At 63.2% G+C, this 16,220-nt stretch carries 18 protein-coding genes and 4 tRNA genes; 14 read left to right on the forward strand and 8 right to left on the reverse strand.

What is annotated here, in order from left to right; all coding sequences use genetic code 11:
• The first annotated feature begins 111 nt into the window (after positions 1-111).
• Entirely contained in the window at positions 112-648 is a 537-nt protein-coding gene (locus ACP146_RS07540; protein WP_422366157.1) for a thiol-disulfide oxidoreductase DCC family protein, read from the forward strand.
• Between the two features lie 274 nt (positions 649-922).
• Here ACP146_RS07540 and ACP146_RS07545 read toward each other — a convergent pair whose 3' ends face one another.
• Both ACP146_RS07545 and ACP146_RS07550 read right to left on the reverse strand, forming a co-directional pair.
• Positions 923-1,252: a DUF2282 domain-containing protein gene (locus tag ACP146_RS07545; protein ID WP_422366158.1), complete on the reverse strand. Its 330-nt coding sequence runs from the start codon at positions 1,250-1,252 to the stop codon at positions 923-925.
• A 283-nt stretch (positions 1,253-1,535) separates the two neighbouring features.
• The gene (locus tag ACP146_RS07550) at positions 1,536-1,970 is read right to left on the reverse strand and encodes a YHS domain-containing (seleno)protein (RefSeq protein WP_420348210.1); all 435 of its coding nucleotides are present in this window, start codon (positions 1,968-1,970) and stop codon (positions 1,536-1,538) included.
• A 606-nt stretch (positions 1,971-2,576) separates the two neighbouring features.
• Between ACP146_RS07550 and ACP146_RS07555 the strand changes: the two genes are divergently transcribed.
• Entirely contained in the window at positions 2,577-3,041 is a 465-nt protein-coding gene (locus ACP146_RS07555; protein ID WP_422369626.1) for a CIA30 family protein, read from the forward strand.
• A gap of 103 nt (positions 3,042-3,144) precedes the next feature.
• Here ACP146_RS07555 and ACP146_RS07560 read toward each other — a convergent pair.
• Positions 3,145-3,220: transfer RNA gene (locus ACP146_RS07560), tRNA-Thr, on the reverse strand.
• A gap of 259 nt (positions 3,221-3,479) precedes the next feature.
• On the opposite strand from ACP146_RS07560, the gene ACP146_RS07565 reads away from it, so the two are divergent.
• Positions 3,480-4,979, forward strand: coding sequence for an aldehyde dehydrogenase (locus ACP146_RS07565; RefSeq protein ID WP_422366159.1), 1,500 nt, complete (start codon positions 3,480-3,482; stop codon positions 4,977-4,979).
• A 271-nt stretch (positions 4,980-5,250) separates the two neighbouring features.
• Positions 5,251-5,406 carry a hypothetical protein gene (locus ACP146_RS07570; protein WP_422366160.1) on the forward strand — a complete coding sequence of 52 codons (156 nt, stop codon included), beginning with the start codon at positions 5,251-5,253 and terminating at the stop codon, positions 5,404-5,406.
• 11 nt (positions 5,407-5,417) lie between these two features.
• On the opposite strand, the gene ACP146_RS07575 is transcribed toward ACP146_RS07570, so the two are convergent.
• From ACP146_RS07575 to ACP146_RS07595, 5 genes are all read right to left on the reverse strand, one after another.
• Positions 5,418-5,870, reverse strand: a complete 453-nt coding sequence (locus ACP146_RS07575; protein ID WP_422366161.1) for a GNAT family N-acetyltransferase — start codon at positions 5,868-5,870, stop codon at positions 5,418-5,420.
• A 5-nt stretch (positions 5,871-5,875) separates the two neighbouring features.
• On the reverse strand, positions 5,876-6,754 hold the full coding sequence (gene aguB / locus ACP146_RS07580; protein WP_422366162.1) for an N-carbamoylputrescine amidase: 879 nt from the start codon (positions 6,752-6,754) through the stop codon (positions 5,876-5,878).
• Positions 6,755-6,771: 17 nt separating this feature from the next.
• Positions 6,772-8,154, reverse strand: coding sequence for an aspartate aminotransferase family protein (locus tag ACP146_RS07585; RefSeq protein WP_422366163.1), 1,383 nt, complete (start codon positions 8,152-8,154; stop codon positions 6,772-6,774).
• A gap of 243 nt (positions 8,155-8,397) precedes the next feature.
• Positions 8,398-9,747, reverse strand: a complete 1,350-nt coding sequence (locus ACP146_RS07590; RefSeq protein ID WP_422366164.1) for a glutamine synthetase family protein — start codon at positions 9,745-9,747, stop codon at positions 8,398-8,400.
• Positions 9,748-9,856: 109 nt separating this feature from the next.
• Positions 9,857-10,798 carry a TrmH family RNA methyltransferase gene (locus tag ACP146_RS07595; RefSeq protein ID WP_422366165.1) on the reverse strand — a complete coding sequence of 314 codons (942 nt, stop codon included), beginning with the start codon at positions 10,796-10,798 and terminating at the stop codon, positions 9,857-9,859.
• A 165-nt stretch (positions 10,799-10,963) separates the two neighbouring features.
• On the opposite strand from ACP146_RS07595, the gene ACP146_RS07600 reads away from it, so the two are divergent.
• From ACP146_RS07600 to rplL, 10 genes are all read left to right on the forward strand, one after another.
• Positions 10,964-11,048: transfer RNA gene (locus tag ACP146_RS07600), tRNA-Tyr, on the forward strand.
• A gap of 54 nt (positions 11,049-11,102) precedes the next feature.
• Positions 11,103-11,176 (forward strand) — tRNA-Gly (locus ACP146_RS07605).
• 87 nt (positions 11,177-11,263) lie between these two features.
• Positions 11,264-12,454 (forward strand): elongation factor Tu, encoded by a 1,191-nt coding sequence (gene tuf / locus ACP146_RS07610; protein WP_422366166.1) that lies wholly within the window; start codon positions 11,264-11,266, stop codon positions 12,452-12,454.
• Positions 12,455-12,560: 106 nt separating this feature from the next.
• A tRNA-Trp gene (locus ACP146_RS07615) sits at positions 12,561-12,636 on the forward strand.
• Positions 12,637-12,747: 111 nt separating this feature from the next.
• Entirely contained in the window at positions 12,748-12,945 is a 198-nt protein-coding gene (secE, locus tag ACP146_RS07620) for a preprotein translocase subunit SecE (RefSeq protein ID WP_422366167.1), read from the forward strand.
• Between the two features lie 4 nt (positions 12,946-12,949).
• On the forward strand, positions 12,950-13,477 hold the full coding sequence (gene nusG, locus ACP146_RS07625; RefSeq protein ID WP_422366168.1) for a transcription termination/antitermination protein NusG: 528 nt from the start codon (positions 12,950-12,952) through the stop codon (positions 13,475-13,477).
• A gap of 112 nt (positions 13,478-13,589) precedes the next feature.
• Positions 13,590-14,018: a 50S ribosomal protein L11 gene (gene rplK, locus ACP146_RS07630; protein WP_422366169.1), complete on the forward strand. Its 429-nt coding sequence runs from the start codon at positions 13,590-13,592 to the stop codon at positions 14,016-14,018.
• Between the two features lie 4 nt (positions 14,019-14,022).
• Positions 14,023-14,718: a 50S ribosomal protein L1 gene (gene rplA / locus ACP146_RS07635; RefSeq protein ID WP_422366170.1), complete on the forward strand. Its 696-nt coding sequence runs from the start codon at positions 14,023-14,025 to the stop codon at positions 14,716-14,718.
• 329 nt (positions 14,719-15,047) lie between these two features.
• A complete protein-coding gene (gene rplJ, locus ACP146_RS07640) occupies positions 15,048-15,566 on the forward strand; it encodes a 50S ribosomal protein L10 (RefSeq protein ID WP_422366171.1) in 519 nt (172 codons plus the stop codon).
• A gap of 43 nt (positions 15,567-15,609) precedes the next feature.
• On the forward strand, positions 15,610-15,987 hold the full coding sequence (rplL, locus tag ACP146_RS07645; protein WP_422366172.1) for a 50S ribosomal protein L7/L12: 378 nt from the start codon (positions 15,610-15,612) through the stop codon (positions 15,985-15,987).
• Positions 15,988-16,220: the final 233 nt, after the last annotated feature.

Genomic DNA, 16,220 nt, shown 5'->3' on the forward strand with positions numbered 1-16,220 from the left:
TGAATTTCGGTGTGCATCTGCTGGCCGGTGTCGCCTTCGGCGCGCTGGCGGTCTGTGCGGCGCGGTCGTGCAGGAAAGATCGCGAAAGCAACGCGCCGGAACCTCGGCCGGATGCGGCTGCGCCTGCTGCAGAGCCGAATTGATCACGGCGTTCCGGTGTCGGACTTGAAGCCGCTGACCGTTTTCTATGACGGTGCCTGCCCCCTCTGCGAGCGCGAGATCGGGTTTTACCGGCGCCGCAAAGGGGCGGAGGCCATTTGCTGGATGGATGTGAGTGAGGCCGATGACGGAGACGTCGCGCCCGGTCTTTCCAGGGAACAGGCCATGGCGCGGTTTCACGTGCGCGACGGGGCAGGCCAAATCCTATCCGGGGGCGAAGCCTTTGCCCGCCTCTGGCGCGACCTGCCGGGCTTTCGGCTGCTGGGCAGACTGTTCAGTCTTCGGCCTTTCACCTGGATGATCAATCGCTCCTACGATTGCTTCCTGCGGTTTCGACCCCGGCTTCAGCGCATGGCCGGCGCTCCTGGCGGGCAAGCCGGGAACATCTGTGGGGAGGCTGGTCGCTGCTCGAGCAAAACCGCTTCCACAAGGGCCACCGTTGCGGCCAAGCCCGAGAAGCCTTGGCGTTCAAACCCAGGTGATGTGTGAGGCTATGGCTCAGCAGTGCGGTTCGCGTGGTGAGGGTCGAAGGCGCAGACCGGTGAGATAATCGACCACAAGGACGGTGACCGGCGAAGTCCGGCTGGCCGTCCAGAACGGCCTCGTAGTGCTGGGCCTTCAGGCCAACGCCCGCGCGGTTCGGTATGGTGGTATCTGTTTTCATCACGCTGCGCCCGGTCAGAGAGACGAAAGGCCGGGCCGGTTCCTGCTCTGCGAAACCGGACCGGCCTTTCAACCAGCCTGTATCCAGGCCTGCCAGGGTTTAGGCCGGCAGGTCGCGGGCTAGGGCTTCCAGCGACCCGGTGCGGTCGCCCGGCAGTTCGAAGTCAGCATTCGCCTCTTCAACACCGTACTTCACACAGTCGCCCGCAGGAACCAGGGTCCAGGCATTGCCCTGATAGTCGACGGTGGAGGTGCCGGCACAGGTCGTGCCGGGACCGGCGGCGCAGTCATTCTGCCCGGCCAGCGAGATGCCGTAGCACTTTTCCTTCGCCTGCGCGGCAGCCGGTGTCACATGCGCCGTCGCCGACACGGCGAGGGCCACCGCGCCGGCAATCATCGCTGCTGATATAACTTTCCCTTTTTCAGCCATATACTGATGTCTCCTCTCGATTAGCGTTCATCTCCGATTCCCGATCTGCGGAAGCTCCGCTTATCAAGCCTGTTACAGATCCGAGACGCGGTTCGGTGTAGGCCGAAGGCTATCCCCCGATAAGGGGCCGGGCCCTCGCATGTCCCGTCATTGTCGTTGATGGCCTTCCAGCTCTTGGATGAAGCGGGAAGAGGCTCCTTCTTCGACAAAGGCGGTCGGCCTTTTCAAGATTGCCGGGAGTTTCACCCTCCCAGGACCCAACCACCGTCGGCGTGATCTCGCCTTAGAACGGGTGAATGCGCGGCCAGTTCTCATCGCCAGCTACGATATGCGCCGGAATGTCTGCCTGCCAAAGTTCCTGCGCGCGCGGATGGACCTGCACATACAGCACTTCGTCCACGATCTGCCAGACATTGGGATCGCCCGGTGCTTTGTAGTTCTGGCTGGCCGCCCAAGAGCAATAGCCGTCATAAGCAGGGGCGTAACGCTCCGGATCAGCCGCAAAGGCGTCCCGGTTCTCGGTCGAGGCAAAGTACCAGATCGCTCCGTTCCAGAAATGGTTGATCCGAGCCTCTCCCGGCATTGGACCATCTTGGTGATACGATACCGTGTCATACCCGCCAATCGCGACGGCCAACTGGTTTCCTGCCGACGCAGGCAAAGAGGCGATGGCAAGAGTCGCCACAGTAGCAAGTGCTGTTACAGATTTTCTGATCATATTAGTCTCCATACAAAGTCCCGCTGATGCGGTTAGTATGGCCTACTAGTAAAACGAACCGATCACTTACCAGTCACGTTTATGCCAGAGAGAAGTTATCCAGATAAACCTATTGTGTTTTGAATTTTACACTCGACATCTCCCATTTGGTTCCCTCCCAGCGATCGTGCCTTGGCTTGCCGCGCCCTGCTTGTATGCGGTGATGTTGGGGTTGACCTCATGCCTTGTGCCGGCAACAGGCTTATCCGCGGAATGCCCGCGTTCGAGCAGGCAGATGCTTGAACCCCGGCTGTGGCGGGCTAGTTTTGTTTTTGCACAAGCGTCTACTGATTTCGGAGAGTGAGCCGTGTTCGCAGTCGTTGGATACTCGGTTGCAGTAAAGGGGCGGAGGCGATTTGCTGTGTAGATGTGAGTAAGGCCGTGGCGCAGCAACACGGCTCGCATGGCGTGGTTGGCACTCCCCCTCAAACTGCAGACTTGGGATCGCGATGGCATTGGCTTGCCCTGGTACTGCTCCTGCTCTTGTCTCCGGGAAGCGCTGCAGGAAATGCGGCGGACAACCCATTGCTCATTGACGACTTTTCCGGAGCGGACCTCACTTCCGCATTGGGCACCCGCTGGCGGGCCGTGAGCGATCAGGTTATGGGCGGTGTCTCTGAGGCCACGCTTGTGCATCGGCAGGCGGGACGGAAAGACTGCCTGCGTCTCAGCGGTCCGGTGCGGCTCGACAACAACGGGGGCTTCATCCAGGCAGCCCTCGATCTTTCGCCGGATGGCGATTTCCTGGATGCCTCGGCTTACACCGGATTGCGGATAAGCGTACGCGGCAATGGCGAGGTCTATGGGCTGCATCTGCGCAGCGCTGATGCAATGCGGCCCTGGCAGTCCTACCGGGCCTCATTTCTTGCTTCTGAGACGCTGCAGACCATCGAACTGCCCTTCTCCGAATTCGTTCCCCACCGCCTGGAAAAAGCTCTGGACGTGAGCCGGCTGCGCCGTGTCGGCCTTGTCGCCATCGGCCGCGCCTTTCAGGCCGATGTATCGCTCTGTGCGATAGCCTTTTATCGCTGATCGAGAGTCACTCCAGCGGCCGGGCCGATCAGCTGGCGACCGGAGGCCAACGGCCCGCAGACGGAGACTTGCGGCTCGGGTGAACGAGAGTGGTTGAAGACTATGGTGCCGGCTGCAGGATTCGAACCCGCGACCCCCTGATTACAAATCAGGTGCTCTACCAACTGAGCTAAGCCGGCCCTGGGCAGGTGCGGGCAAGATAGGGCGGCTGGCGGCAGGCCGCAAGTTCGGGCTGCAGGCCGGCCCATGCGGGGCTTGCGGGGCGGTTATGCGCCCGCTTTCCGGGGCTTGCCTTGCGGCTTCGGGCGGGCTTAAGGTCCGGGAAACGGCCGCTTCGTCGCGGAGGCCACTTTCCCAGGCTCTCCGCGGCTTGGCGGTCGCGCGAAACGCCAACCTCAAGATGCCGGAACCAAACCTCGGCCAGGGAGCACAAACGTCATGTCAGCGGCCCTCTCCATCGAAACCCTCAAGAACCAGGCCCAGGGCCTGTCTTTCCGCAACCAGGCCTTCATCGACGGCAAATTCGTCGATGCCGCCTCCGGCAAGACCTTCGACTGTGTCTCGCCGGTCGACGGACGGGTCCTGACCCAGGTCGCCGCCGGCGACGGTGAGGATGTGGACCGCGCCGTGAAGGCCGCCCGTGCGGCCTTCGAGGACGGCCGCTGGCGCAACATGCACCCGGCCAAGCGCAAGAAGGTGCTGCAGCGCTGGGCCGACCTGATCGACGAACACACCACCGAACTGGCGCTGCTCGAAACGCTCGACATGGGCAAGCCGATCGGCGATTCGACCCGCATCGACATTCCCGGTGTCGCCAACTGCATCCGCTGGTACGGCGAGGCCATCGACAAGATGTACGACGAGATCGCCCCGACCGGGCCGGACGCCGTCGCCATGATGGTGCGCGAGCCGGTCGGCGTGGTCGCCGCGGTGGTGCCCTGGAACTTCCCGCTGATGATGGCGGCCTGGAAGATGGGCCCGGCGCTGGCCACCGGCAACTCGATGATCGTGAAGCCGGCGGAGCAGTCGCCGCTGACCGTTATCCGCGTCGCCGAACTGGCCGTCGAGGCGGGCCTGCCCGAGGGCGTACTGAACGTGGTTCCCGGCTTCGGTGAGACGGCGGGCCAGGCCCTCGGCCGCCATATGGATGTCGACGGCATCGCCTTCACCGGCTCCGGCGAAGTGGGCAAGCTGTTCCTGAAATACTCCGGCGAGTCCAACATGAAGCGGGTGTCGCTGGAATGCGGCGGAAAGACCCCCAACATTGTCATGGCCGATGCGCCGGATCTGGACGCCGCCGCCACCGCTGCCGCCTGGGCGATCTTCTTCAACCAGGGTGAGGTCTGCAATGCCGGCTCCCGCCTGCTGGTCGAGGAGACCATCAAGGACGAGTTGCTTGAGCGCATCATGAAGGTCGGCCAGAAGATGCGGGTCGGCGATCCCCTGGATCCTTCGACCCAGATGGGCGCCATGGTCGACGACACCCAGATGGAGCGCGTGCTGGGTTATATCGAGAAAGGCCAGGCCGAGGGCGCCAAGCTCGCCATGGGCGGCCAGCGCATCATGGCGGAGACCGGCGGCTACTACATCGAGCCGACGGTCTTCGACAACGTGAAGAACGACATGACCATCGCCCAGGAAGAGATTTTCGGGCCGGTGCTCTCCACCATCAGCTTCTCCGATCCCGAAGAGGCGATCCGGATCGGCAACGACACGATCTATGGCCTGGCCAGCGCGGTCTGGACCAGCGACATCAACAAGGCCCACAAGACCGCCAAGGCCCTGCGTGCCGGTGTGGTCTGGGTGAACTGCTTCGATGCAGGGGAAATCTCCACCCCCTTCGGCGGCTTCAAGCAGTCCGGCTTCGGCCGCGACAAGTCGCTCCACGCGATGGAAAAATACACGGAAGTGAAGACGATCTGGATCGACCTTAACTGATCTCTTCAAGCTCCGATTTTCGGACGGCGGAACCGCAGGGTGGTTCCGCCGTTTTTTTGCGCGGTCCGATCTCGCCATGACGGTTCTGCGCCCATACCTGCGCGCGAATTTTTCACCGATCTCTTTGTATCGCTTCACCTTTTCCGACAAAACTTGCCTTAGCATTGACCCACCCGAAGCTGTTTTGGCGCCGTAGAGTGCAATCAGCTATGGGCGAGTTTCCTGATCATGCCGCTGGGCGGGCGGACAGGAACAATTCGGGCGGAGGGATATGACTGTCATTGATTTTCAAGCGGCGCTGGAACAACGCGCCGCGACCGGCAGCATCGATATCGACGATCTGGTGTTGCGAGGCAGTGAGGAACTGGGGCTGGAGGTCGACACCGCGGGCTATCTGGTGCTGACCGAGGGCGAAGACTTCGAATAGGCCGTCGACGGCTAAAGCTCTTTTCGCATATAGACACGGTCGTAACCGGCTACGGCCTTGCGTTCGGTCTCGAGGTAGCCGAGACGTCGGTAGATCGCTACATTTTCCAGCATGATCTCGTTGGTGTAGAGCACGACGGCGTCATATCGTTGGCGTCGCGCTTCTTCCTCCGCGAAGTCCATCAGAAGCTTTCCATAGCCGCGGCCCTGGCAGGCCGGATCGATGGCGATGTTGTCGAGCAACAGGAAGCCGTCGTTTGGCTCCAGCACCAGAATGCCGACGGTGTTCCCATCGTCTTCAAGCACATGGGTCTGGCCGGCGGCGATCCGCTCGGCATAGTCATCGACCATCGGCCCCGGGGGCCGGTCCATGCGTTCTAGATAGGGGCTGTAGGCGGCTCTCACGATGGCTTCGATAGCAGCGCGGTCGGCTTCTTGAGCCAGGCGGATTGTGGGGTCGGCCATGCCGCTCAGCCCGGAAAGCTGCGGCCGTCCAGGGTCAGCAGCGGGCCATAAAGCTCCGGACGTCTGTCCCTGAACAGGCCCCAGGAGGCGCGCCGGGCCTGGAGCGCGTCCAGATCGAAGCTGGCGGTGAGAACCGCGCGATGGCTTTCGTCGGCCTCCGCCACCTTGGCGCCGGTCTGATCGGTGATGAAAGAGGAGCCGTAGAAAGTGACGCCCGTGGCCTCGCCTTCTTCCCGCCCGATGCGGTTGGAGGCGACCAGCGGGACCAGATTGGCGGCGGCGTGGCCTTGCATGGTGCGCTGCCAGTGATCGCGGGAGTGGATCGTCGGGTCCTGCGGCTCGCTGCCGATGGCGGTCGGATAGAAAAGGATTTCCGCCCCCATCACCGCCATCGCCCGGGCGCATTCCGGGAACCATTGATCCCAGCATATGCCGACGCCGAGGGTGCCGTAGCGGGTCGGCCAGACGCGAAAGCCGCTGTCACCCGGATTGAAATAAAACTTTTCCTGATAGCCCGGCCCGTCGGGAATGTGCGACTTGCGGTAGACGCCCAGAGTGCTCCCGTCGGCGTCGATCATGGCCAGCGAATTGTAGTAGGCGTTGTTGGCGCGCTCGAAAAAACTGACCGGCAGAACGACGCCGAGTTCCCGCGCCAGCGCCGACATCTTCGCCAGTACCGGGTGGTCTTGTGTCGGGTGGGCGAGGGCGAAGTGTTCCTGCTTCTGATCGACACAGAAGTAGGGTGTCTCGAAGAGCTCCTGGATGAGGACGACCTGGGCGCCCAGGCCTGCAGCTTCGCGCACCAGGGCTTCCGCCTCTGCCACGTTGGCTTCGCGGTTCCAACTGCAGGCCATCTGCGTGGCGGCGACGGTCACCTGGCGCATGGGGCCTCTCCTTTACCTCACTTGATGTTCAGATCGGCGGCCGTCCGGTCGAGCGCGAGGCGCAGACGCTTCACCAACTCGTCGGCCTCGTCGCGCGTCAGGATCAGCGGCGGCGCCACCACCATGGTGTCGCCAACCGCGCGGGAGACGACGCCGATCTTTACGCAGTGATCCCGGCAGAGCGTGCCGGCGCGGCCTTTGGGATTGAAGCGGCCGCGGCTTGCCTTGTCGCAGACCAACTCGACGGCGCCAATGAAACCCACGCCGCGCACTTCGCCGACCAAAGGGTGATCGGCAAGGCCGGCCATCTGCTGCTGCAAATAGGGGCCGGTGTCGTCATGCACCCGCTCGACCAGCTTTTCCTCTTCCATGATGGCGATGTTCTCGAGCGCCACGGCACAGGCGACCGGATGGCCGGAATAGGTGAAACCGTGGGCGAACTCACCGCCCTCCGACCACAGCATCTCGGCGACCCGCTCGCCGACCATCACGGCGGAGAGCGGCAGGTAGCCGGAGGTGATGCCCTTGGCCAGGGTCATCATGTCCGGTTCGATGTCATAAAGGTTACTGCCGAACCAATGGCCGGTGCGCCCGAAGCCGCAGATCACCTCGTCGGCGATCAAAAGGATGTCGTGGGCTTTGCAGATGCGCTGCACCTCCGGCCAATAGGTTTCCGGCGGAATGATGACCCCGCCGGCCCCCTGGATCGGCTCGCCGATGAAGGCGGCCACGGTCTCCGGCCCCAGTTCCTGGATCTTGTCTTCGACGGCTTTTGCCGCGGCGAGGCCGAGTTCCGCCGGGGACAGATCGCCGCCTTCGCCGAACCAATAGGGCTGGCGCACGTGATGAAAGCCGGGCAGGGGCAGGCCGTCCAGGTCGTGCATCGGTTGCATGCCGCCCAGGCTGGCCGCGGCCATGGTGCTGCCGTGATAGCCGTTGTGGCGGCTGATGATGTTGCGCCGCTCCGGTTGGCCGGCCAGGGCCCAGTAGCGCCGGACCATGCGGGCGATGGTGTCGTTGGCTTCCGAGCCGGAGGAGGCGTAGAAGACCCGGTTCAGTCCCTCGGGAGTCAGGGCGGCGAGCTTCTCCGAAAGCTCGATGGAGGGCGGCGTCGCGGACTTGAAGAAGGTGTTGTAGTAAGGCAGCGCCTGCATCTGTTCGTAGGCCGCCTTGGCGAGGCGCTCGCGGCCGTAGCCGACATTCACGCACCACAGGCCGGACATGCCGTCGAGGATGCGGGCGCCTTCGGAATCCTCCAGCCAGACGCCCTCGGCCTTGGTGATAATGCGGCTGCCACCCTCCTCGGCCAGGCCTTTGAAGTCGGTGAAGGGATGCAGGTGGTGGCGGGTATCGGCGGCGCGCCAGACGGCGGTGGAATTGCGGATGGTTTGGGCGGTCATGGATTCAATCCTGTCGGTGTCGCAAGAAAAGGAAGGGGTTCCTCGTTCCCCTTTCGGGGGCTCGCAGACTAGGGATTGAATCCGATCCGGGCGCAGTTCAGCAGCAGTTCGGCCCAGCGGCAGGGCAAAGAAGCAGTGCCGCGGCCGGCAGCGTCCGCATAAAGAACATCAGGAAGTCGATCTGGTTTCTGCATTCCAGCAGCCCGCTTCTGTTCTTTGTTGATCCGACAGATCGATCAAGGACTATACGTTTAGCAGAAGGTGTTCGCGTTCCCAAGACGAGATCACCTGCTGATAGGCGTCCAGTTCCTCGTATTTCACCAGGGTCACCGCCTGAATGAAGAGGGCGCCCAGCACCGGCTTCAGGGCCTTGGTCGCGTTGAAGCGCTCCAAAGCATCGTAGAGGGTGCGCGGCAGGGTGCGGGCGAGGCGGTAGGCGCTGCCCTCGATCGGCTGGCGCGGCTTCAGGTTCTCGGTCATACCCAGGTAACCACAGGCCAGGGAGGCGGCGATCGCCAGGTAGGGATTGGCATCGGCGCCGGCGAGGCGGTTCTCGACGCGGCGGTTTTCGGGCCCGGAGTTGGGCACGCGCAGTCCCACGGTGCGGTTATCATAGCCCCAGTGGGTGTTGATCGGGGCATCATAGTCCGGCATCAGCCGGCGGTAGCTGTTCACATTAGGGGCCAGCAGGGGCATGACGGCGGGTAGATAGCGCTGCAGGCCGGCAATGTGCTTGCGGAACAGGGCGGTATCCTTGCCGCCCTTGGTGGCGAAGAGATTGCGGCCGGTCTTGGCGTCGAGCACGCTTTGGTGAACGTGCATGGAACTGCCGGGCTGGCCCTGCATCGGCTTCGCCATGAAGGTGGCGTAGACCTTGCCGCGCAGCCCCGCTTCGCGCACGGCGCGCTTGAACAGAAAGGCCTGGTCGGCCAGCAGCAGCGCGTCGCCGTGATTGAAGTTCATCTCCATCTGCGCCGCCCCGCCTTCGTGGGTCAGGGTGTCGATGTCGATGTTCATCGCTTCGCAGAAGTCATAGACCTCTTCGAAAATCGGGTCGAATTCGTTCACGGCGTCCAGGCCGTAGGCTTGGCGGCTGGTCTCGCGCCGGCCGGAGCGGCCGATCGGCGGCTCCAGCGGATAGTCCGGGTCGGTGTTCACGTCGACCAGGAAGAACTCCAGTTCCGGCGCGACGGTGGGCCGCCAGCCCCGCTCGGCATAAAGCTCCAGCACCTGTTTCAGGATGCGGCGGGGGGCGATCTCCACCGGATCGTGGCTGAAGTGGAAGGCGTCACAGATCACCTGGGCCGTCGGTTCCTCGTACCAGGGCACGATGCGGATGGTCTCGGCATCGGGGGTCAGATAGACGTCCTTGGTGGCGGCGCTGACCACCGAACTGGGGTCTTCGGGATAGTCACCGTTGACCGTCTGGACGAAAACATCCTCCGGTATGCGCAAGCCGCGCTGACGCATGCCTTCCAGGAACTTCTTGGCCGGCAGGATCTTGCCGCGGGCGATACCGGCCATGTCCGGGACAAGGCATTCGACCTCGTCGATTCTGTTTTCCTTCAGAAAGGCTTCGATGGCGGAGCTCATAAATCACCTGCGCGTTGATGTGGGCAAAGCGCTAGCACGGCCCTCGCGCGGCTGGCAAGCGGGCTAGCCGGTGTCGCGGCGGGCTGTGAGGGGGCAGGAACAGGCCTTTTCAGTCCCGCCCGAGCAGTTCGTAGAGGGCGACGGCGGCGGCGTTGGAGATATTGAGCGCCTGGATCGGCGCCCGGGTTGGCAGCTTAACCAGAAGATCACAGCGCTCCCGGGTCAGGCGCCGCAGACCGGAACCCTCAGCCCCCAGAACCAGGGCGACGGCCTCGGCCGGGCGGCTCCCGGCCAGGCTTTGGCCCGCTTCGCCGGCCAGGCCCCAGCACCAGTAGCCGGCCTCCTTCAGGCTGTCCAGGGTCCGCGCCAGGTTGGTCACCTTGATATAGGGGACGACCTCCAGGGCGCCGGAAGCGGACTTGGCCAGGGTGCCGCTCTCCTCCGGGGCACCCTTGTCCAGGGCCACCACCGCCTGGGCCCCGAAAGCGGCGGCTGACCGCAGCACGGCGCCGACGTTGTGGGGGTCGGTCACCTGATCCAGCAGCAGGATGACCCGCCGGGCGGGCGGCGCCCCGGCCTCCATCTCAGTCCCCGCTGCGCCCTCGGGTTCAGCCTTTGGCGCGGCAAGCGGGGCGATTGCGATATCCTCGATCGCCGGCTGCTCCAGGGGCGCGGCGCGCGCCGCGAGACCCTGGTGTACCGCGCCTTCCGGCAGAAAAGCCTCGATTCCCCGGCGGTCCAGGGTTTCTGGCGAGAGCCTTTCGTGGCGGGGATCGCGCTCCTGGCGCAACCGCTGGCCCCAGGTCTGGGCCGCCTCGGGACTGAGCAGCAGCCGGTCGATGCGGCGGCGCGGGTTGGCCAGGGCGGCGAGGACCGGGTGGACCCCGTAGAGCCAGAGACCGCCCCCGCGGCCGCCCGAATGCCTGCCGTCCCGGGCGCTTTGGCTGGAGTCGCGGCGGCGTCGGCCAGGGGACTCGGGGCTGCCGGGCCCGCTCTTTTGCGCGGCTTTGCCCGGGCGGTGACCGGAGAGCTTGGTCTTGCGTTTCGTCATTCTGAGACCTAATATCCTGTGGACAAGCAGCGACAACCCTCTGCGTTCTTTTCGACCACCCGGTCAAAATGGTCGGAAGGGGCGCTTTTGCCGTGTTTAGAAGTTGACAGGCTGAATTAAATCAACATATTTCGCAACTCCATCGCACCACCGGTTGCGTCGGCTGGAGGGGTGCCCGAGTGGCTAAAGGGGACGGGCTGTAAACCCGTTGGCTATGCCTACGTTGGTTCGAATCCAACCCCCTCCACCAAGATCCCTTCTGGCGGGATGCGGAGCACGCAATAGGGCGGGTGCGGGGAGTTTTGCGGGTGTAGCTCAATGGTAGAGCTCCAGCCTTCCAAGCTGGCTACGCGGGTTCGATTCCCGCCACCCGCTCCAGAAAGCGAAGGGCCCGGCCGGTCGCCGGCCCGGGACAGACCGTAAACTCTTTGACGCGCCTGAGACGACGTTAGGAAATATAAGGTAATGGCGAAGGCAAAATTTGAGCGGACGAAGCCGCACTGCAACGTTGGAACGATTGGCCACGTTGACCATGGTAAGACGACGCTGACGGCGGCGATTACGAAGGTTCTGGCGGAGTCTGGAGGGGCTGAGTTTTCGGCTTACGACCAGATTGACAAGGCGCCTGAGGAGAAGGCGCGTGGGATCACGATTTCGACGGCGCATGTCGAGTACGAGACGGCGGAGCGTCACTACGCGCACGTTGATTGCCCGGGCCATGCGGACTATGTGAAGAACATGATCACGGGCGCGGCGCAGATGGACGGCGCGATCCTGGTCGTTTCGGCTGCCGACGGCCCGATGCCGCAGACCCGCGAGCACATCCTGCTGGCGCGCCAGGTTGGCGTTCCGGCGCTTGTGGTGTTCATGAACAAGGTCGACCAGGTCGACGACGAGGAGCTTCTGGAGCTGGTGGAGATGGAGATCCGCGAGCTTCTGTCTTCTTACGACTTCCCGGGCGATGACATTCCGATCGTGAAGGGCTCGGCGCTTGCGGCGCTTGAGGACTCGAACGAGGAGATCGGGAAGAAGGCGATTCTTGAGCTGATGTCGGAGGTTGACCGCTACATCCCGCAGCCGGACCGCCCGAAGGACAAGGCCTTCCTGATGCCGATCGAGGATGTGTTCTCGATTTCGGGCCGTGGCACGGTGGTCACGGGCCGCGTTGAGAGCGGTATCGTGAAGGTCGGCGACGAGATCGAGATCGTGGGCATCCGCGACACGCAGAAGACGACCTGCACGGGCGTCGAGATGTTCCGCAAGCTGCTTGATTCGGGTGAGGCGGGCGACAACATCGGCGCGCTGCTGCGTGGTGTTGGGCGCGAGGACGTTGAGCGCGGCCAGGTTCTGGCCAAGCCGGGCTCGATCACGCCGCACACGAACTTCACGGCGGAAGCCTACATCCTGACGAAGGAAGAGGGCGGCCGTCATACGCCGTTCTTCACGAACTACCGTCCGCAGTTCTATTTCCGGACGACGGACGTGACGGGTGTTGTGACGCTGCCGGAAGGCACGGAAATGGTCATGCCGGGCGACAATGTGTCGATGTCGGTTGAACTGATCGCGCCGATCGCGATGGACGAAGGCCTGCGCTTTGCCATCCGTGAAGGCGGGCGCACCGTCGGCGCCGGCGTCGTCGCCGGAATCAGTAAGTAATACGCAGGTCGTTTGCGGGCGCCCTCGAAAGAAGGCGTCCGCCGGCGACACTCCGAAGATCCGGCCGTTTCGGCGGTCAGGTCTTCAGGCCGGCCAGCCGGCGCGAAGGAGTGTAGCTCAATTGGCAGAGCACCGGTCTCCAAAACCGGGGGTTGTGGGTTCGAGTCCCTCCACTCCTGCCAGCGCAGGCGGCGGTGCAGGCCAAAGTAAGGCGGCTTGCAGGTTAGAAGATAAGGGAATTTCGGACCGCGCTTTGGGCGCGGTTTAGGCGTAGTAGGAAACAGTTCAAGCCGATGGCAATGATCAATCCAGGACAGTTCATTCGCGAAGTGCGCCAAGAGGTCTCGAAAGTGACCTGGCCGACGCGCAAGGAAACCGTGGTGACCACGATCATGGTGTTCATCATGGTTATCCTGACCGCGATCTTCTTCTTCCTGGTCGATCAGGTGCTTTCCTTTGGCGTGCAATTCGTCCTCGGGTTGGGGGGCTGACGTCATGGCGATGCATTGGTATGTGCTGCACGTCTACTCCGGCTTCGAGAAGAAGGTTGCCGAGGGCATTCACGAGCAGGCCCGCCAGAAGGGTATGGAAGACCTGTTCGAGCAGGTCCTGGTGCCGACCGAAGAGGTGGTGGAACTGCGCCGCGGCCAGAAGGTCAATGCTGAGCGCAAGTTCTTCCCCGGCTATGTCCTGCTGCGCATGGAACTGACCGACGAGTCCTGGCATCTGGTGAAGAACACGCCGAAGGTTACCGGCTTTCTCGGCAACCGCCGGCCGACGCCGATTTCCTCGAAAGAGGCGGAGCGGATCCTGCAGCAGGTACAGGAAGGGGTCGAGCGGCCCAAGCCCTCGATCATCTTCGAGATCGGCGAGCAGGTGCGGGTGGCCGATGGCCCCTTCACCTCCTTCAACGGTCTGGTCGAAGAGGTCGACGAAGAGCGCGCCCGCCTGAAGGTGGCGGTGTCGATCTTCGGACGGGCGACCCCGGTCGAACTGGAATACTCGCAGGTAGAGAAGCTTTAACGATTTGTTAACCATTTGGACAAGACTGTCCGGATCTGCGGGAGGCGCCGCCGCACCAAGTCCACAGGCTGCGCCGTACCGCAAAACCCTATTTGTAAGAAAGGGATAGAAAGTGGCAAAGAAAGTAGCAGGCTTCATTAAGCTGGAGATCCCGGCTGGCCAGGCGAATCCCTCGCCGCCGGTTGGGCCTGCGCTTGGTGCGCGTGGCCTGAACATCATGGAGTTCTGCAAGGCCTTCAATGCGGCCACGCAGAACATTGAGCAGGGCGCTCCGACACCGGTGGTGATCACCGCCTATTCGGACCGTTCCTTTTCCTTCGAAACCAAGACCGCCCCGGCGAGCTATTTCCTGCGCAAGGCGGCCAAGGTGTCCAAGGGTTCTTCGGTGCCGAACCGCGACAAGGTCGGCAAGGTGAGCATGGCCCAGGTCCGGGAGATCGCGGAAGCGAAGATGAAGGATCTGAACGCCAACGATATCGACGCCGCCGCCAAGATCATCATGGGCTCGGCGCGCTCGATGGGCATCGAGGTGACGGAGTAGGGCCATGGGATCTCAGGGAAAGCGGCTGAAAGCAGCCTACGATGGTATTGACCGCAAAGCGGTTTACGGCATCGATGAAGCAGTGAAGATGATCAAGGCCAGTGCCAAGGCCAAGTTCGACGAGACCATCGAGATCTCGATGAACCTGGGCGTCGACCCGCGCCACGCGGACCAGAACGTCCGCGGCGTCGTCTCGCTGCCCCACGGCACCGGCAAGTCCGTGAAGGTCGCGGTCTTCGCCAAGGGCCCCAAGGCCGACGAGGCCCGCGAGGCTGGCGCCGATATCGTCGGCGCCGAGGACCTGGCGGAGAAGATCCAGGGCGGCGACATGGATTTCGACCGCTGCATCGCCACGCCGGACATGATGCCGGTGGTCGGCCGTCTGGGTAAGGTGCTGGGCCCGCGCGGCCTGATGCCGAACCCGAAGCTGGGCACCGTGACCGCGGACGTGAAGGCCGCCATCGAGGCGGTCAAGGGCGGCCAGGTTGAATTCCGTGCCGAGAAGGCCGGGATCATCCATGCCGGTGTCGGCAAGGCGAGCTTCGGCGAAGACGCGCTGGTCGAGAATGTGAAAGCCTTTGTCGAGGCGATCTCTCGCGCCAAGCCGAGCGGCGCCAAGGGAACCTACATCAAGCGTATTGCTCTCTCGTCCACCATGGGCCCGGGGCTGCGCGTCGAATTGGGCAGCATCCAGGCCTGAGGCCTGGTCTGCCGGAACGGGATTTTCAGCCAGGGGTCTTTAAGCCCTGGCTGAAAGTGGGGCGGCAGCGGTGCTGCCGGCCCAACCTGTCCGAGACTGCAGGTGTCGGTCGCGGAAAGCTCCGATGAAGGAGTGATCCGGGACCGGTTTAAGCCATCCGGGCCTGCATAGACGGGAGGAAAGGGTTTCGCGGCTCCCTTTATGGGAGCCGAGAGGCTTGAACTTCCGGGACAGGCGAGCCGGATCACCGGAGCCTAAAGCCGGTGGTCCTCGTTGAAACCGGAAGGACCGCAATCCTGCGGTCCGACCAAGTAGAGCGGAAGTGACTCGTGGACCGATCTCAGAAAGAAGAGCTGGTCGCCAGTCTGCACAGCACGTTCAGTGAGACGACCCTGGTCGTTGTCACCCAACAGAGTGGGATGACAGTGGCCGAGGCATCGTCTCTCCGGCGTCAGATGTTGGAGGCGGGTGCCAGCTACAAGGTGACCAAGAATCGGCTCACGCGTCTTGCCCTTGAGGGTACTCAGTTCGAAGCACTGAAAGACATGTTCACCGGACCGACGGCGATTGCCGTTTCGGAAGATCCGGTGGCGGCTGCGAAAGTCTGCGTGGAGTTCGCAAAGAAGAACGACAAGCTGACGATCATCGGCGGTGCAATGGGGGCGACCATGCTTGATCCCAACGGGATCAAGGCATTGGCAACCCTGCCGTCGCTCGATGAGCTGCGCGGCAAGCTGATCGGTGTTCTGCAGGCCCCGGCCACCAAGGTGGCAGGTGTGGTGCAGGCGCCGGCTGCTCAGCTGGCCCGCGTATTCAGTGCCTACGGCTCCAAGGGAGAGGCCGCGTAAGCCTCGTCACGCACGAGAGTTCAAGCCTAGGAGAAAGTAAGAAATGGCTGATTTGGATAAGTTGGTTGAAGAGCTGTCGAAGCTGACCGTCATCGAGGCGGCCGAGCTGGCGACCAAGCTGGAAGAAAGCTGGGGCGTTTCCGCCGCAGCGCCGGTCGCTGTTGCGGCTGCTGCGGCTCCGGCCGACGGCGGTGGCGCGGCTGCCGAGCAGACTGAATTCGACGTCGTTCTGGCCGCTGCCGGCGACAAGAAGATCAATGTCATCAAAGAGGTCCGGCAGATCACCGGACTGGGCCTGAAAGAGGCCAAGGACATGGTCGAGTCCGCACCGAAGGCGGTGAAGGAAGGCGTCGGCAAAGAAGAAGCCGAAGAGCTCAAGAAGAAGCTCGAAGAGGCGGGTGCGTCGGTCGAGCTCAAGTAGCTTGCCGGTACGCCAATGCAGAGTAACCGGCCGGCCTGCGCTTTAAGGGTGCAGGCCGCGCCGGCTATCTGCGTCTCCGCCCAGGAGAAGCAGATAGCCCGGATCGAAAGACGATGCCGGGCAACGGAATAGCGGCTTTGGGGACTGTGCCGTTTAACGGTTCCCGTGACCGGGCCAGAGCTGAGGGCCCGGTGTCAAGAACGGAGCGCTTTTGTTCAAGCAGGAGCCGAACG

Source organism: Pelagibius sp., from assembly GCF_965249265.1.
Classification (GTDB): Bacteria; Pseudomonadota; Alphaproteobacteria; order Kiloniellales; family Kiloniellaceae; genus Pelagibius.

What these genes read in the sequence shown, in the direction of transcription:
- ACP146_RS07590 (WP_422366164.1), bottom strand. Translation starts at nt 9,747, where the DNA reads ATGAGCTCCGCCATCGAAGCCTTTCTGAAGGAAAACAGAATCGACGAG.
- ACP146_RS07540 (WP_422366157.1), top strand. Translation starts at nt 112, where the DNA reads ATGCGGCTGCGCCTGCTGCAGAGCCGAATTGATCACGGCGTTCCGGTG.
- rplA (WP_422366170.1), top strand. Translation starts at nt 14,023, where the DNA reads ATGGGATCTCAGGGAAAGCGGCTGAAAGCAGCCTACGATGGTATTGAC.
- secE (WP_422366167.1), top strand. Translation starts at nt 12,748, where the DNA reads ATGGCAATGATCAATCCAGGACAGTTCATTCGCGAAGTGCGCCAAGAG.
- ACP146_RS07585 (WP_422366163.1), bottom strand. Translation starts at nt 8,154, where the DNA reads ATGACCGCCCAAACCATCCGCAATTCCACCGCCGTCTGGCGCGCCGCC.
- tuf (WP_422366166.1), top strand. Translation starts at nt 11,264, where the DNA reads ATGGCGAAGGCAAAATTTGAGCGGACGAAGCCGCACTGCAACGTTGGA.
- rplL (WP_422366172.1), top strand. Translation starts at nt 15,610, where the DNA reads ATGGCTGATTTGGATAAGTTGGTTGAAGAGCTGTCGAAGCTGACCGTC.
- nusG (WP_422366168.1), top strand. Translation starts at nt 12,950, where the DNA reads ATGGCGATGCATTGGTATGTGCTGCACGTCTACTCCGGCTTCGAGAAG.
- aguB (WP_422366162.1), bottom strand. Translation starts at nt 6,754, where the DNA reads ATGCGCCAGGTGACCGTCGCCGCCACGCAGATGGCCTGCAGTTGGAAC.
- ACP146_RS07595 (WP_422366165.1), bottom strand. Translation starts at nt 10,798, where the DNA reads ATGACGAAACGCAAGACCAAGCTCTCCGGTCACCGCCCGGGCAAAGCC.
- ACP146_RS07565 (WP_422366159.1), top strand. Translation starts at nt 3,480, where the DNA reads ATGTCAGCGGCCCTCTCCATCGAAACCCTCAAGAACCAGGCCCAGGGC.
- ACP146_RS07570 (WP_422366160.1), top strand. Translation starts at nt 5,251, where the DNA reads ATGACTGTCATTGATTTTCAAGCGGCGCTGGAACAACGCGCCGCGACC.
- ACP146_RS07575 (WP_422366161.1), bottom strand. Translation starts at nt 5,870, where the DNA reads ATGGCCGACCCCACAATCCGCCTGGCTCAAGAAGCCGACCGCGCTGCT.
- ACP146_RS07545 (WP_422366158.1), bottom strand. Translation starts at nt 1,252, where the DNA reads ATGGCTGAAAAAGGGAAAGTTATATCAGCAGCGATGATTGCCGGCGCG.
- ACP146_RS07550 (WP_420348210.1), bottom strand. Translation starts at nt 1,970, where the DNA reads ATGATCAGAAAATCTGTAACAGCACTTGCTACTGTGGCGACTCTTGCC.